At 62.0% G+C, this 14,130-nt stretch carries 12 protein-coding genes; 9 read left to right on the forward strand and 3 right to left on the reverse strand.

Annotated elements, in window-relative coordinates:
- Positions 1 to 5: 5 nt before the first annotated feature.
- The 5 genes from phnE to K5Q02_RS03790 all read left to right on the forward strand — a co-directional run bounded on the left by phnE (position 6) and on the right by K5Q02_RS03790 (position 6,319).
- Positions 6 to 821: a phosphonate ABC transporter, permease protein PhnE gene (phnE, locus tag K5Q02_RS03770; protein WP_225836517.1), complete on the forward strand. Its 816-nt coding sequence runs from the start codon at positions 6 to 8 to the stop codon at positions 819 to 821.
- 295 nt (positions 822 to 1,116) lie between these two features.
- The gene (uvrD, locus tag K5Q02_RS03775) at positions 1,117 to 3,318 is read left to right on the forward strand and encodes a DNA helicase II (protein ID WP_225836519.1); all 2,202 of its coding nucleotides are present in this window, start codon (positions 1,117 to 1,119) and stop codon (positions 3,316 to 3,318) included.
- 143 nt (positions 3,319 to 3,461) lie between these two features.
- Positions 3,462 to 4,559: a TRAP transporter substrate-binding protein gene (locus K5Q02_RS03780; protein WP_225836521.1), complete on the forward strand. Its 1,098-nt coding sequence runs from the start codon at positions 3,462 to 3,464 to the stop codon at positions 4,557 to 4,559.
- Positions 4,560 to 4,763: 204 nt separating this feature from the next.
- The gene (locus tag K5Q02_RS03785) at positions 4,764 to 5,621 is read left to right on the forward strand and encodes a Tim44 domain-containing protein (RefSeq protein WP_225836523.1); all 858 of its coding nucleotides are present in this window, start codon (positions 4,764 to 4,766) and stop codon (positions 5,619 to 5,621) included.
- A 290-nt stretch (positions 5,622 to 5,911) separates the two neighbouring features.
- Positions 5,912 to 6,319: an SMI1/KNR4 family protein gene (locus tag K5Q02_RS03790; RefSeq protein ID WP_225836525.1), complete on the forward strand. Its 408-nt coding sequence runs from the start codon at positions 5,912 to 5,914 to the stop codon at positions 6,317 to 6,319.
- A gap of 229 nt (positions 6,320 to 6,548) precedes the next feature.
- Here K5Q02_RS03790 and K5Q02_RS03795 read toward each other — a convergent pair whose 3' ends face one another.
- Together K5Q02_RS03795 and K5Q02_RS03800 are read right to left on the reverse strand one after the other, a co-directional pair.
- Positions 6,549 to 8,312: a cation:proton antiporter gene (locus K5Q02_RS03795; protein WP_225836527.1), complete on the reverse strand. Its 1,764-nt coding sequence runs from the start codon at positions 8,310 to 8,312 to the stop codon at positions 6,549 to 6,551.
- A gap of 283 nt (positions 8,313 to 8,595) precedes the next feature.
- A complete protein-coding gene (locus K5Q02_RS03800) occupies positions 8,596 to 9,333 on the reverse strand; it encodes a tetratricopeptide repeat protein (RefSeq protein WP_225836529.1) in 738 nt (245 codons plus the stop codon).
- A gap of 153 nt (positions 9,334 to 9,486) precedes the next feature.
- Between K5Q02_RS03800 and K5Q02_RS03805 the strand changes: the two genes are divergently transcribed.
- The 3 genes from K5Q02_RS03805 to K5Q02_RS03815 all read left to right on the forward strand — a co-directional run bounded on the left by K5Q02_RS03805 (position 9,487) and on the right by K5Q02_RS03815 (position 12,611).
- Positions 9,487 to 9,969 (forward strand): acyl-CoA thioesterase, encoded by a 483-nt coding sequence (locus K5Q02_RS03805; RefSeq protein ID WP_225836531.1) that lies wholly within the window; start codon positions 9,487 to 9,489, stop codon positions 9,967 to 9,969.
- Positions 9,970 to 10,157: 188 nt separating this feature from the next.
- Positions 10,158 to 11,852, forward strand: a complete 1,695-nt coding sequence (ybaL, locus tag K5Q02_RS03810; protein ID WP_225836533.1) for a YbaL family putative K(+) efflux transporter — start codon at positions 10,158 to 10,160, stop codon at positions 11,850 to 11,852.
- A 330-nt stretch (positions 11,853 to 12,182) separates the two neighbouring features.
- On the forward strand, positions 12,183 to 12,611 hold the full coding sequence (locus tag K5Q02_RS03815; protein ID WP_225836534.1) for a DUF3301 domain-containing protein: 429 nt from the start codon (positions 12,183 to 12,185) through the stop codon (positions 12,609 to 12,611).
- Between the two features lie 8 nt (positions 12,612 to 12,619).
- On the opposite strand, the gene K5Q02_RS03820 is transcribed toward K5Q02_RS03815, so the two are convergent.
- Positions 12,620 to 13,591 carry a CobW family GTP-binding protein gene (locus tag K5Q02_RS03820; protein WP_225836536.1) on the reverse strand — a complete coding sequence of 324 codons (972 nt, stop codon included), beginning with the start codon at positions 13,589 to 13,591 and terminating at the stop codon, positions 12,620 to 12,622.
- A gap of 99 nt (positions 13,592 to 13,690) precedes the next feature.
- Between K5Q02_RS03820 and K5Q02_RS03825 the strand changes: the two genes are divergently transcribed.
- Positions 13,691 to 14,044 (forward strand): NADH:ubiquinone oxidoreductase, encoded by a 354-nt coding sequence (locus tag K5Q02_RS03825; protein ID WP_225836538.1) that lies wholly within the window; start codon positions 13,691 to 13,693, stop codon positions 14,042 to 14,044.
- Positions 14,045 to 14,130 lie beyond the last annotated feature (86 nt).

Raw genomic sequence — 14,130 nt, forward strand, 5'->3', positions numbered from 1 at the left:
TTGTCATGCCCGTGATCCATGCCGCAACGGCACAACCGCAATGGCGGCGTCGCACCACCGCTCAACAGTGGGGCTACTGGCTTGTCTGGTTCGCCGGCGCACTGCTGTTTGTCTGGTGCGCTCGTTTCATCTCCGAAAACACCCTATGGGAGTTCGTCCAGGATGCCGGTAGCCAGGGCGCCTCCCTGCTGGCGCGCATGGTTCCACCCCGCTGGGACTACACACCTGCCCTGCTGCAGCCCCTCTGGGATACGCTCAACATCGCCACGCTGGGCACCGCGCTCGGCGTACTGATGGCCTTTCCACTGGCCTTTCTCGCCGCCCGCAACACCACACCCTCGCCGATCATCCGCAGCGCCGCGTTGCTGATCATCGTCTCGTCGCGATCAATCAACTCGCTGATCTGGGCGATGCTGTTAGTGGCGATGCTCGGTCCCGGCGTACTTGCCGGGATCATCGCCATCGCCCTGCGTTCGGTTGGGTTCGTCGGCAAGCTGCTCTACGAAGCGATCGAGGAAATCAGCACCTCACCGGTAGAGGCCATTGGCGCAACCGGGGCGGGGCGTTTGCAGGTGCTGCAATTCGGCGTAGTCCCGCAGATAATGCCGGCCTTTGTAGGCACCTCGCTGTATCGCTGGGACATCAACATCCGCGAGTCGACAGTGCTGGGCTTGGTGGGCGCAGGCGGCATCGGGCTGCAGCTCGACGCCGCCATCAACAACCTTGCCTGGGATCGGGTGAGCATCATCTTCATCCTGATCTTCGCCACGGTGATCTTTTCCGAATGGGCCTCGGCACGGCTGCGTCAAAGGCTTTCATAAGGCTAAAGACCAAGAGCGCCAGCATTCTTCGACGAGCCTGTTGGGCACGCCACTGCTGCTCGACGGCAGCGCCAAAACAGCGCTGGGGTCAGGGGCATTGAAAGGCCTACCTGTAGCGAAAATCGGCTGATCGCTACGACGACCTGAGGGCCGTGGAGTCGCCTATCGGCAGAAAAAGCGGCTGAACGATTATACGAAAATGTTGCTTGATGCGCGGACACGTAATGGCTGAAAGCCGCGTCCCGCCCGGCCAACATGGCTTGTGATGGCGTGCCTACCCCCCTAGAATGCCGCGATGCAAAATGACCTCGATCAGCGACTCACATCCCTCAATCCAGCCCAGCACCATGCGGTTACCACACCGCCTGGCCATCAGTTGGTGCTGGCCGGTGCCGGCTCCGGCAAGACCCGCGTGCTGGTGCACCGCATCGCGTTCCTTATTCAGCGGCTGAGCGTCTCGCCCCACAGCATTCTGTCGGTGACCTTCACCAACAAGGCTGCCGCCGAGATGCGCCATCGCATCGAAGACGTGCTCGGGCAAAGCCCGGCTGGCATGTGGGTGGGTACCTTCCATGGCCTGGCCCACCGCTTGCTGCGCGCGCATTGGCGCGAGGCCAACCTGGCCGAGAATTTCCAGATTCTCGACTCCGACGACCAGCAGCGCCTGGTCAAACGGGTGATTCGCGAGTTGGGCCTTGATGAGCAACGCTGGCCGGCCAAGCAAGCGCAGTGGTTCATCAACGGGCAGAAGGACGAAGGCATCCGCCCGCAGGGCATTCAGGCCAGCGGTGATCTGTTCCTGGCGACCATGCGCGGCATCTACGAGGCCTATGAAGCGGCCTGTGCCCGCGCCGGGGTCATCGATTTCGCCGAACTGCTGCTGCGCGCCCTGGATCTGTGGCGCAACAATGCGGGCCTGCTGGAACATTACCAGCGCCGTTTCCGGCACATTCTGGTGGACGAGTTCCAGGACACCAACGCCGTGCAGTACGCCTGGCTGCGCATCCTCGCCATGGGCGGCGAAAGCCTCATGGTAGTGGGTGACGACGACCAGTCGATCTACGGCTGGCGTGGCGCGAAGATCGAGAACATCCAGCAATTCGACAGCGATTTCGCCGGGGCTGAGATCATCCGCCTGGAGCAGAACTATCGCTCCACGGCGAACATCCTCAATGCCGCCAACGCGCTGATCGCCAACAACCAGGGGCGCCTGGGCAAGGAATTGCGCACCGATGTCGGCGACGGCGAACTGATCAGCCTGTATGCCGCCTTCAACGAGCACGACGAAGCCCGCTACGTGGTCGAAACCATCGAGGACGCCCTACGCAAGGAAGGCCTCAAGCGCAGCGAAATCGCCATTCTGTATCGCTCCAACGCCCAGTCGCGGGTGCTTGAAGAGGCCCTGCTGCGCGAGAAGATTCCCTACCGCATCTACGGTGGTCAGCGCTTCTTCGAACGCGCTGAAATCAAGAACGCCATGGCCTACCTACGCCTGATCCACCAGCGCGGCAACGACGCGGCACTGGAGCGGGTGATCAACGTACCGGCCCGCGGCATTGGCGAGAAGACGGTGGAAACCCTGCGCCAGTTCGCCCGGGCCAACGAATTGTCGATGTGGGCCGCACTGCACGAGGCGGTGGGTACCAAGGTCGTCAGTGGGCGCGCCGCCAGTGCCTTGAATGCCTTCGTCGAACTGGTCGATACCCTGGCCCTCAAGGTCGAAGGCATGCAGCTGCACAGCATGGCGCAACTGGTCATCGAGCAGTCCGGCCTGCTGGCCTATCACCGCGACGAGAAGGGCGAGAAGGCCCAGGCACGAGTGGAAAACCTTGAGGAGCTGGTCTCCGCCGCACGCGCCTTCGACTCCTACGAGGGTGAAGAAGGTGACGAGGAGCAGACGCCGCTGGCCGCCTTCCTCGGCCACGCTTCGCTGGAAGCCGGCGACACCCAGGCCGCCGAGAACGAAGACAGCATCCAACTGATGACCCTGCACAGCGCCAAAGGCCTGGAGTTCCCGCGGGTGTTCCTGGTCGGGATGGAAGAAGGTCTGTTCCCTCACAAAATGAGCCTGGAAGAGCCCGGCCGCCTCGAAGAGGAACGTCGCCTGGCCTACGTCGGCGTCACCCGCGCCATGCACAACCTGGTGATCAGTTACGCGGAAACCCGCCGCCTGTACGGCAACGAGACCTACAACAAGGTGTCGCGCTTCGTGCGTGAGGTACCGCCACACCTGCTGCAGGAAGTGCGCCTGTCCAATAGCGTCAGCCGCCCCTATGGCAGTGGCAACCGCAGCATGAGCGGCAGCAATCTGTTCGCCGGCAGCGCGGTACCGGACACCCCGTTCAACCTTGGCCAACGCGTGCAGCATTCGCTGTTCGGTGAAGGCACCATCCTCAATTTCGAGGGCGCAGGCCCTCAGGCGCGGGTACAGGTGAATTTCGAGAGCGAAGGCACCAAGTGGCTGATGCTGGCCTACGCCAAGTTGGAAGCACTTTGAGGCGCCAGCTCAAAGCTGGCTGCACCTCGCCCCTGCTGCGCTGATAAGATTTTTTTAAACCAACGGGCGTCGAGCGCTTAAAGCCGACGCCCAATAATAAAAAGCAATCTGGGCACGCTGCTCAACACCCAAGGGAGAACACGATGAACCGCCGTAACCTGTTCGGCGCCGCTGTGGCGCTGCTCGCTGCCATCGGCCTGGCCGGCTGCAAGGAAGAAACACCTGCTGCCCAGCAAAGCGCTACTGCCGCAAAAGCGGAAACCTTCCATTGGAAGATGGTCACCTCTTGGCCTAAGAACTATCCAGGCCTGGGCACCGCCGCCGAGCGTCTGGCCGAGCGTATCAACGCGATGAGCGCCGGGCGCCTGACCGTCAAGGTCTACGCCGCAGGTGAACTGGTTCCGGCGCTGGAAGTGTTCGATGCAGTGTCCCGCGGCACCGCCGAAATGGGCCACGGCACGCCGTACTACTGGAAGGGCAAGGTTCCGGCCGCACAGTTCTTCTCCTCGGTACCGTTCGGCCTGTCGACCCTGGAAATGAACGCCTGGCTGAGCAAGGGCGGCGGTCAGGCCCTGTGGGACGAGACCTACGCGCCCTATGGCGTGAAACCGCTGTCGGCGGGTAACACCACCATGCAGATGGGTGGCTGGTACAACAAGGAAATCAATTCCCTGGACGACATCAAGGGCCTGAAAATCCGCATGCCGGGCCTGGGTGGTGAAGTCTGGACCAAACTCGGCGCAATCACCGTCAACCTGCCTGGCGGCGAAATCTTCACCGCCCTGCAAACCCACGTGATCGACGCCACCGACTGGGTCAGCCCCTACAACGACCTGGCCTTCGGTCTGCACAAGGCCGCCAAGTACTACTACTTCCCGGGCTGGCAGGAACCGCAGGCGGTGGTCGAGTCCATGGTCAATCAGAAGGCCTTCGACAGCCTGCCGGCCGACCTGCAGGCCATCGTGGTCGAAGCCGCCCGCGCCGCGACCCTGGATATGATGGACGACTACATCTTCCACAACGCCAAGTCGCTGGCTCAGTTGAAGGAACAGGGCGTACCGATCAAGCGCTTCCCCGACGAAGTGCTGGACGCCATGAAGCGTGAGTCTCAGGCCGTTCTGGAAGAACTCGCTGGCCAGAACGATCTCAACGGCCGTATCTGGAAATCCATGAAGACCTTCCAGGATGAAGTCACGCCGATGAGCGCAGTGACCGAGCAAGAGCTGTACAACTGGCGCTAAGCGCCAGTCGACCCGAATAAGGATCGACAGCAGCCGTTAATAAAACGGAACCCTCGGGTTCCGTTTTACGTCCACCTAAAGCACGACTTAACCAGCGCCAGCCGTTGCGTTGGGCAAAAGCTCGAAACATTCTGTTGCTGGTCATGCCGACCGGCCACGGGCAAGATGCTCGTCAGTGTTTCAATAACCAAGAGAAAACCGATAATGCAGCGTTTCCTCAGTATCGCCCTGGTAGTTTGTCTGGGCCTGTCCTTCAGCTTAACTGCCGACGCCAAGCGTATGGGCGGCGGCAAATCCTTTGGCTCCGCACCGAGCCACCAGACCCGTCAGGCCACACCTCCATCCCAGCCTAACGCCAACGCAGCTGCGCCTGGCCGTACTCCGGCCGCCGCTAGCGGTGCTTCGCGCTGGCTCGGCCCGCTGGCTGGCCTGGCCGCCGGTGGCCTGCTGGCCTCGATGTTCATGGGTGACGGCTTTGAAGGCCTGCAGATCATGGACATGCTGATCTTCGGCCTGATCGCCTTCCTGCTGTTCCGCTTCCTGGCCGCTCGTCGCCAGAAGCAGCAGCCGAATGTCGCCGCTGCCGGTGGTGCACCCTTCCAGCGTGAAGCCCATGGCCAGCCGCAGCCGGCTCAGCCGTCGATCTTCGGTGGTAGCAGCGCCGCTGCGATCAAGCCGGTGATCAACGCACCTGCGTGGTTCAACGAGCAGAGCTTCATCAATGCTGGTCGCGAGCACTTCCTGAGCCTGCAGCAGCACTGGGACGCGAACGAGATGGACAAGATCGCCGAGTTCGTGACCCCGCAACTGCTGGAGTTCCTCAAACGCGAACGTGCCGATCTGGGTGAGGGCTTCCAGTCCACCTACATCGACAACCTCGACGTGCAGTTGGACGGTGTCGACGACCACGCCGACAAGACCATCGCCACCCTGACCTTCAGCGGTGTATCGAAGACCTCGCGCTTCGACCAGGGCGAAGTGTTCAGCGAAAGCTGGCGTCTCGAGCGCCCGACGGGCGACAACCAGCCTTGGTTGGTCGCCGGTATCCGCCAAAACGGCTGATCCCACGCGTGATGACAAAACCCGGGCTTGCCCGGGTTTTGTGTTTCTCGGCCCTGAGCTTTTGGAACCTGCGCTGCATCTCCCGGTCATTCGCACCGAGACCTATGGAATGGCCATATCGCAACCAACATGGCATTTTGCCTTTTTGCGACTTGTGACTATTTTCCATTCAGCGTAAAAAGCTGCGCTATTACAGGAATAACCAACCAGACGGCAGCTGACTTAGCGCTCGTCTGTTTTGTGCTTTCCAAAAACCTGATGAGAGTCGCCGACCTCTGCTGGAGCCGCCCGTGGAAGAAGTCATCGAACAACTGCGTGAACTGAACGAACCCGTACCGGTGCCGCTGGAATTGCCGGAAGAAGAGTTGCTGGTAGAGATCGAGGAGCAGATCCTCATCAACCTGCCGTTCGAGCTGCGCGAATTCCTGCTCAAGGTCAGCGACGTGGTCTACGGCCGCCTGGAGCCGGTCACGGCCACCGACCCGCAGTCACACACCTACCTGCCAGAAGTGGCCTCGGTCGCCTGGTCGCTGGGGGTATCCCGGGAGTTGGTGCCGATCTGCGAAGATAATGGCAACTACTACTGCGTCGAGCAGGACGGCACCGTGCTGCTGTGGGATGGCGAAGAAGAAGACCTTACCGACGACAGCTGGGACTCGGTCTGGCACTGGGTACGTGAAGTCTGGTTGGAGGAATGATCGCTCCGGCAGCGCACAGCGATGCTCGGGGAATGTTGCCCTGGGTATCGCTTCGCTCAACGCCAGGCTACGGGTTGAGTAACTCGATAACTCTGCAGGAAGCACACCAACCGCTTTCGTAGCCTGGGTCGAGCGCAGCGACACCCGGGGAGATTCCGGGCATCACAGCGATCCGCACCAAGCTACGGCAATACATACAAGAAGGGCGCCTATTGGCGCCCTTGTCGTTTCAGTGATGCCCAGGTGTCTCGGGCTTGTCGAGGGTTTCGAACAGGGCGATCTGCAGGCGTGTGTGCACGCGGATGAACCAGCGCCACAACACGGCCACCACACCGGCGGCGACGACACCGACCAGCAGTAGCATGTCGTTGGACGGCAGGATGCTCGACGACAGCGCCGTCAGCAGCACCATGATGCCGACCAGCGAGAGCAGCGGAATCACCTCGGAAATCACCTTGCGCACCCGCGCGGTATGACGACCGGCCTTCTCCTGGCGCACGCCCATCTCGGCGAGCAGCATGGAGAGCGCCTTGATCTTGCGGTACGCCGCGATCAGGCACGGCAGCGACAGGATCAGGGCCGCGCCCCAGATTACCGCCTTGCGCAGGTTCTCCTGATCCAGCCACTGGCCCAGCCAGGCGCCGATCTGCGTGGCGAAGAAGGCGATGCCGAGGAAGATCGCCACCACGAACGCCAGGTTGACCAGCACCTGCAGGACGATCTTGCGGATCATCCCAGCCAGGATCGCGCCCTGGCCTTGCGGCTGGATGCTGCGCAGCCACTCGCCATACAGCGAGAACACCCGCGACACGCGCTGCGGCATGACCTTGCCGAGGCTCACTGCCAAGGGATCGGCCGAGCGGATCAGATACGGCGTGGTCAGGGTGGTGATCACCGACACGGCTACCGCTACCGGGTAGAGGAAGTCGCTGGTCACCTGCAGGGTCATGCCCAGGGTGGCGATGATGAAAGAGAACTCGCCGATCTGCGACAGGCCCATGCCGACGCGCAGCGAGGTACGACCATCATTACCGGCAATGAACGAGCCCACGCTGCACGAAACCACTTTACCGACGATGACCGCCACGGTGATCACCGCGATCGGCCAGGCATATTCGACCAGCACGTTGGGGTCGAGCAGCAGGCCGATGGCGACGAAGAAGATCGCGCTGAACATGTCGCGCACTGGCTCGATCAGGCGCTCGATCTGCACCAACTGGCGCGACTCGGCCATGATCGCGCCGATCAGGAACGCGCCCAGCACCATGCTGTATTCCAGCTTGACCACCAGCAGGCAGAAGCCGAAGCACATGCCCAGTACCGCCACCAGCAGCATCTCGTTGCTTTCGAACTTGGCTACATAGGCGAGGATGCGCGGCACCAGGATGATACCGATGACCAGGGCGACGATCATGAACAGCGACAGCTTGCCGACGGTGGCGAACACCTCGCCGGTTTCCACGCTACCGCTCAGGGCGATACCGGACAGCAGCGCGATGATGCCGATACCAAGGATGTCCTCAACGATCAGCACCCCGAAGATCAGCTGTGCGAAGCGCTCGTTCTTCATCTTCAGGTCGCCGAGCGCCTTGATGATGATAGTCGTCGAGGAAATCGCCAGGATCGCGCCGAGGAACAGCGAATCCATTGTGCTCCAGCCGAAGTAGCGGCCGATCTCGAAACCGATCCAGATCATCAGGATGATTTCCAGGAACGCCGCGATAAAGGCCGTGGCTCCGACGTTGAACAGCTTGCGCAGGCTGAATTCCAGCCCCAGGCAGAACATCAGGAAGATCACCCCCAGCTCGGCGAGGGTGCGGATGGTCTCTTCATCGTGGATCAGGCCGAACGGCGGCGTGTGCGGGCCGATCAGGAAGCCGGCGAGGATGTAACCGAGCACCACCGGCTGCTTGAAGCGGTGGAACAGCACGGTGACCACGCCGGCCACCAGCATGATCACCGCTAGATCCTGGATGAAGCTGATGGCATGCATGAGGAAACTGCTCCTTGTTTTGGGGCAGGCACAAGCGAGCTCGGGCGGCTGCTCGATGGCTCACGTGAGCCTGCTGGATAATGGGGATTATTGGCCCGTTGCTGGGCCACTTTGACCGCAGGTTAACATCCGAGCCGTACACGTCGCGACGTGGCAATATTCAGAAACATTTGCCACAAAGTGCACGCCGCATGCGGTTGCGCAGGTACCGCCAAAAGACGCTCGGTCGCGTTTCCAGGTCACTGGCTCGGCACCCTGGAGCAATTATCATGGGCGAATCCAATCAGCGTTCTTGCTCTTGCTCCTGCGACTCGGTGCTGACCTTCAGGTATTCGCCGGCCACGCTGATACCGGCGCCGCCGTATTGCTGGCACTGCGGGTCGAAGACTTCCAGCACACGGATATCCAGCCCTTCGTGAAACAGCTCGACAGCACAGCCCTTGGGCAGATCCGCAGCCGTCAGTTGGAAATAGGCTTTCTCGCCTTGCAATGCTCCCTGCAGATAACCGACAGCAGCCGGGCCGTACTCTTCAATCTTTGCACCTGCGCGCAACGGGGCAAAAGACGCGCGATAGCTACCGTCTGGCTGGCGGCTAACGTACAGGCTGCTCCACATTGCCGCTCCGGAGTAGCGCAGATAGCGCCCCTCCAAGCTGGCACCAAGGGCCTGGTAGTTCAGCGCCGCGGACACCGAGCGCAGGTTGTGGCGGGTGGCCGTGCCCTGCATACCGTCGTGCAGCGCCAGGTTCAACCAGGCCCTTGCCTGGCCCGGCTCCTGGAGACGCAGATTGGTCACCACCAGATTGTTCAGAGCCAGCTCGCGGGCGGCAGCGTCATCAGCCTGCTCGGCACGCCGCAACTGGCGCTCGAAGTTGCCTGCAGCCTCATCGTAACGGCCCGCCTGATAGGCTGCAGTACCGGCAGCGTTGCACAGGCTGACGCTGTCACAGGGCTGCGGTGCAGCCTGGGCGGCAACGGCAAACAGCGGCAACAGGGCAAAGGAAAGAAGCGTGCGCGTCATGTGTCTTCCTCATGGGTGAATAAATGGCCATGGCTCTGAGAGTGAAATGCCCTTACATACGTTGCAGCAATCGAGTACATAGACACAATCGACCAGCCAGCGCCTTACCCATCGCGGACAATTGCGCCCCCTCAACCTGATGAGCCAGACACTATGGAACCCGGAAACGCCCAACTGACGATGACCGTTCTGATGACCCCGGACATGGCCAACTTCTCCGGCAATGTACACGGCGGCACGCTGCTCAAGTATCTCGACGAAGTGGCCTACGCCTGCGCCAGCCGCTATGCCGGTCGCTACGTGGTAACCCTATCAGTGGATCAGGTGACATTTCGCGAACCGGTGCACGTCGGCGAGCTGGTGACCTTTCTGGCCTCGGTCAACTACACCGGACGCACCTCCATGGAAGTCGGCATCAAGGTAGTCACCGAAAACATCCGCGAGCGCTCGGTGCGCCATACCAACAGCTGCTTCTTCACCATGGTGGCAGTCGACGAAAACGGTAAATCCACCGAAGTGCCGCCCCGTCAACCTCAGACCTCGGAGGAGCAACGGCGTTTCGAACAGGGCCAACAGCGCCGCGAGATTCGTCAGGAGCTGGAAAACCGCTACCGCGCGCTCAAAGGCGAGGCATGACGCGGCTTACAGCGCGCAGGCAGACTGCAGACACATTTTGTATAAAGACCTTTTAGTTATAAACAATATTTTAATATAAACTATCGGTCTTTACGGTCGGGCAATCCGACCTTGGCCGCTACGCTGTTCTGCGCTGTATCCCCCTGCAGTGCAGGCATGCCAGGCCCTTCTGTTCATAGGGAGAACGCATGCCTCACCACACACCCCTGATTGCGACAATCGCCGCCGGCTTCGTGCTGGCCTACCTGTTCGGCAGCCTGGCCAACCGCCTGCGCCTGTCGCCACTGGTAGGCTATCTGATCGCTGGCGTGATCGTCGGCCCCTTCACTCCCGGCTTCGTTGCCGACAAGGAGCTGTCCCACGAAATCTCCGAGATCGGCGTGATCCTGCTGATGTTCGGCGTGGGCCTGCACTTCTCCCTGAAAGACCTGATGTCGGTCAAACACATCGCCATTCCCGGCGCCGTGGTGCAGATCGCCGTGGCCACGGTGATGGGCATGGGCCTGTCCTGGGCGATGGGCTGGAGTTGGGGCGCCGGCCTGGTGTTCGGCCTGGCACTGTCGGTGGCCAGTACCGTGGTACTGCTACGCGCCCTCGAAGAGCGCCAGTTGATCGATACCCGCCGCGGCAAGATCGCCGTGGGCTGGCTGATCGTCGAAGACCTGGTGATGGTGCTGGCCCTGGTACTGTTGCCAGCGCTGTCCGGCGTGCTCGGCGGCATTCCTCAGGGCGACGGTTCCAGCAGCATCGGCATGCAGTTGCTGATCACCCTAGGCAAGGTCACCGCGTTCGTCGCGCTGATGGTCGTGGTCGGGCGCCGGGTCATTCCCTGGTTGCTGGAGCGCAGCGCTGGCACCGGTTCGCGCGAGCTGTTCACCCTGGCCGTGCTGGCCATCGCCATGGGCATCGCCTACGGCTCGGCGCAGCTGTTCGGGGTGTCCTTCGCCCTTGGCGCCTTCTTCGCCGGGATGATCCTCAACGAGTCCGAATACAGCCACAAGGCAGCCGAAGACTCGCTGCCGCTGCGTGATGCCTTCGCGGTGCTGTTCTTCGTGTCGGTGGGCATGCTGTTCAATCCGTCGATCCTGCTCGAGCAGCCACTGCTGGTGCTGGGTACCTTCCTGGTCATCGTGTTCGGTAAATCCCTGGCGGCGATGTTGATCGTGCTGGCGTTCCGCAAACCGCTGAGCACCGCGCTGACCATTTCGGTGAGCCTGGCGCAGATCGGTGAGTTTTCGTTCATCCTGATCGGCCTGGGCATCGGCCTGAATCTGGTGCCGGAAGCGGGCCGCGACCTGGTGCTGGCCGGCGCGATCCTGTCGATCCTCTGCAACCCGCTGCTGTTCCTGCTGATCGACCGCCTGCAGCCATGGCTGGATCGCCGCGAGCACACCACGCCGGCCGATCAGGTCAGCGCCGCGGACAGCGAAGACAACGACCTGCACCCGATCAGCGAAGTCGGCCACGCCATTCTCATCGGTCACGGCCGTGTCGGCAGCCGAATCAGCAAGCGCCTGCGTGACGAAGGCGTGCCGTTGGTGATCATCGACGACAACCGAACCCGCGCCCAGGAACTGCGTGAAGAAGGCTTCAGCGTGGTGCTCGGCAACGCCGCCAGCACCCATGTACTGGAACTGGCCAACGTCGCCCAGGCGCGCTGGCTGATGATCGCCATCCCCAACAGCCTGGAGGCCGGGCAGATCGCTCTGCATGGCCGTCAGGCGAATGCCGGGTTGGATATCATTGCCCGCGCCCACTTTGACGATGAAGTCGATTACCTGCGCGAGCACAACGCCGACCTGGTGGTGATGGGTGAACGGGAAATCGCCCGGGTGATGTTCGAGCGCCTGGGGCTGCAGGCACCGGCGCCGATCGCGCAGTAGGTCGGCCGCGATATCGCCAATCGCCCGCAAGCGGGCTCCTACACGGGCTCTGGTATCCACACGATCGCGTAGGAGCCGAGGGGGCGCCTAGCCCTTGCCGGCGATTGGCAGCCACGCGGCAATTTTGCAGAACGAACGCTATTGCATCGCCCGCAAGCGGGCTCCTACGAATCCGGCGCACTTTAGGAGCCCTCGCCGGCGACCGCTCCAGCCCTCTTGCCCCAGAAAATGAGGCAATGGGCACAGCGCGATAAATCAGCCGATTCGTGGGCGGCAACTGTCACGGTAGATCGGGTAAGCTGAGCGCTCACTGTCCCGAGCCCGTGCACCATGTTGACCCTCGGCAACCTCTTCATCCTTATGCTTCTGGCCGCTGCCGCCGCCTGGCTATGGCATGGCCACGGCATTCGTGAGCGTGCGCTGACGCTGGTCAAGCAGCACTGCGGCAAGCTGGATATCGAACTGCTCGACGGCAACGTCGCCTTCCAGCGTTTCGGCATCGTGCGTGATGGCCGCGGCAACCGACGCTTTGCCCGGGTCTACGGCTTCGAGTTTACGGTCACTGGCGAGCAGCGCCATGCTGGCCGCATCGTCATGTTCGGCGCGCACTTGGGCAGTATCGAGCTGGATCCCTATCCGTTCCGCGAGCCGCCGGCAGTATTGCCTCCGACACCCGCACCCGCACCCGCACCCAGGCAGTCTGGTCAGGTGATCGAGTTGCAGCAATGGCGTCGCGACCATCCGTCCACGCGGGACTGAAACAGCCCTCAACCCATTCGGCAGGCAGCCATTCCCGTGCGCAACAAGGCCTCGTCTTGCGGGCTGCTGAAGATCAGTTCCAGCCGCGAATCCTTGCGCCACTCGCTGTTCTGCCAATGCAAAGGTTGTCCCTCCAGGGCATTGGCTGACAGCCAGCCAGCGTTGGTCTGCAGCACCAGCTTGGCGCGCCGCCACGGCAGTGTCGTTAGCCACTGCTGCACCCGCAGCAGATCGAAACACTGGCTGGGGTGCCAGCGCCAGCCGATGCTCCAGCCGATGCTCCAGCCCTCGGGCTGATCCTGAATCAGACAGATCGGCTCCTCGGCACGGTGCCAGACCATCGCGGGGGGTAGCGGGCCATCCGGTAAAGAGCGGCTGCCAACCAGAGCGTCAGCCACGGGGCCCATGGGTAGACGACTGAACGGCAATACGCCCTGGCTCGTCCAGTACACCCCCTGCTGGAGCCTTTCCTCGATGCGAGCGCGCGCGGCGCCATCCACCCCTTCGCTTTTGTTCAGCACCAGCAGCCCGGCATGGCGCAAAGCATCGCACTGGCTATCAGCGAGTGGCACGTCGGCAGCCAGAGCAGCGGCGTCCAGCACCATCAGCAATGGCTGTACGGCCAGCACGCCCTCCCAAGGCGCCTGGCTCAGCTGTTCCAGCAGATTCAGCGGATGCCCAAGGCCGGAAGGCTCGATAAACAAACGATCCGGTTTGGCCTTGCGCAGCAGACGGCCGAGGCCGACCTGAAAGGGCACGCCATTGACGCAGCACAGGCAGCCACCGGCTACCTCACTGAAGCTCAGGCCGTCCTCATCACGATTCAGTAACGCGGCATCCAGGCCGATCTGCCCGAACTCATTGATCAGCACCGCCCAGCGCTCGTGCGCAGGCCGTTGCGCCAGCAACTGACGGATCAGGCTGGTCTTGCCGGCGCCCAACGGGCCGGCGATCAGGTGGGTGGGTATCTGTTTCAACATGACGCCATGGTGCAACGTTAGGGCCTTAGGGAAAAGCGCAGCTTGCGATAAGCTCGCCATAGCCCCTACAGTTTCGCAACATTTTCCGGAGTTGGTTCGATGCGTCGTTTGCTGCTGCTTGCGTTCTGTAGTGTGTCCAGCCTGGCCTGGGGCGAAGCTTGTGTGGTGCACAGCCAGGCAGAGCGCCTGGACGTCAAGGTTTGCCAGCAGAACCGCAGCATCCCGCCGAATCTGTTCCGTACCGGCTTCTGTCAGCCACAGCTCAAGGGCCAGAAGGTCGACGTCAGCTTCGTCGAGCAGTGCCCCACCGGCGCGTTCGGCGTGTGCCGCAACGCCAAGGTGGGCGGCACGCCCTACCAGCAGGACGTTCACTATTATGGCGTGGCCAACGACGCCGCTTACCTCAAGCCATTCTGCGAACGGCAAAGCAAAGGCGTGTGGATGGCCTACTGAGCCGTCACTCAATCGTCATCTCTATCGGCGTTAATACACCCTCTCTTCGCAGTCGGTCAGGCCCGGCTGCAATGTCGCTGCGCCCA

Origin of the sequence: Pseudomonas sp. MM211, from assembly GCF_020386635.1 — a bacterium.
Taxonomy (GTDB): Bacteria; Pseudomonadota; Gammaproteobacteria; order Pseudomonadales; family Pseudomonadaceae; genus Aquipseudomonas.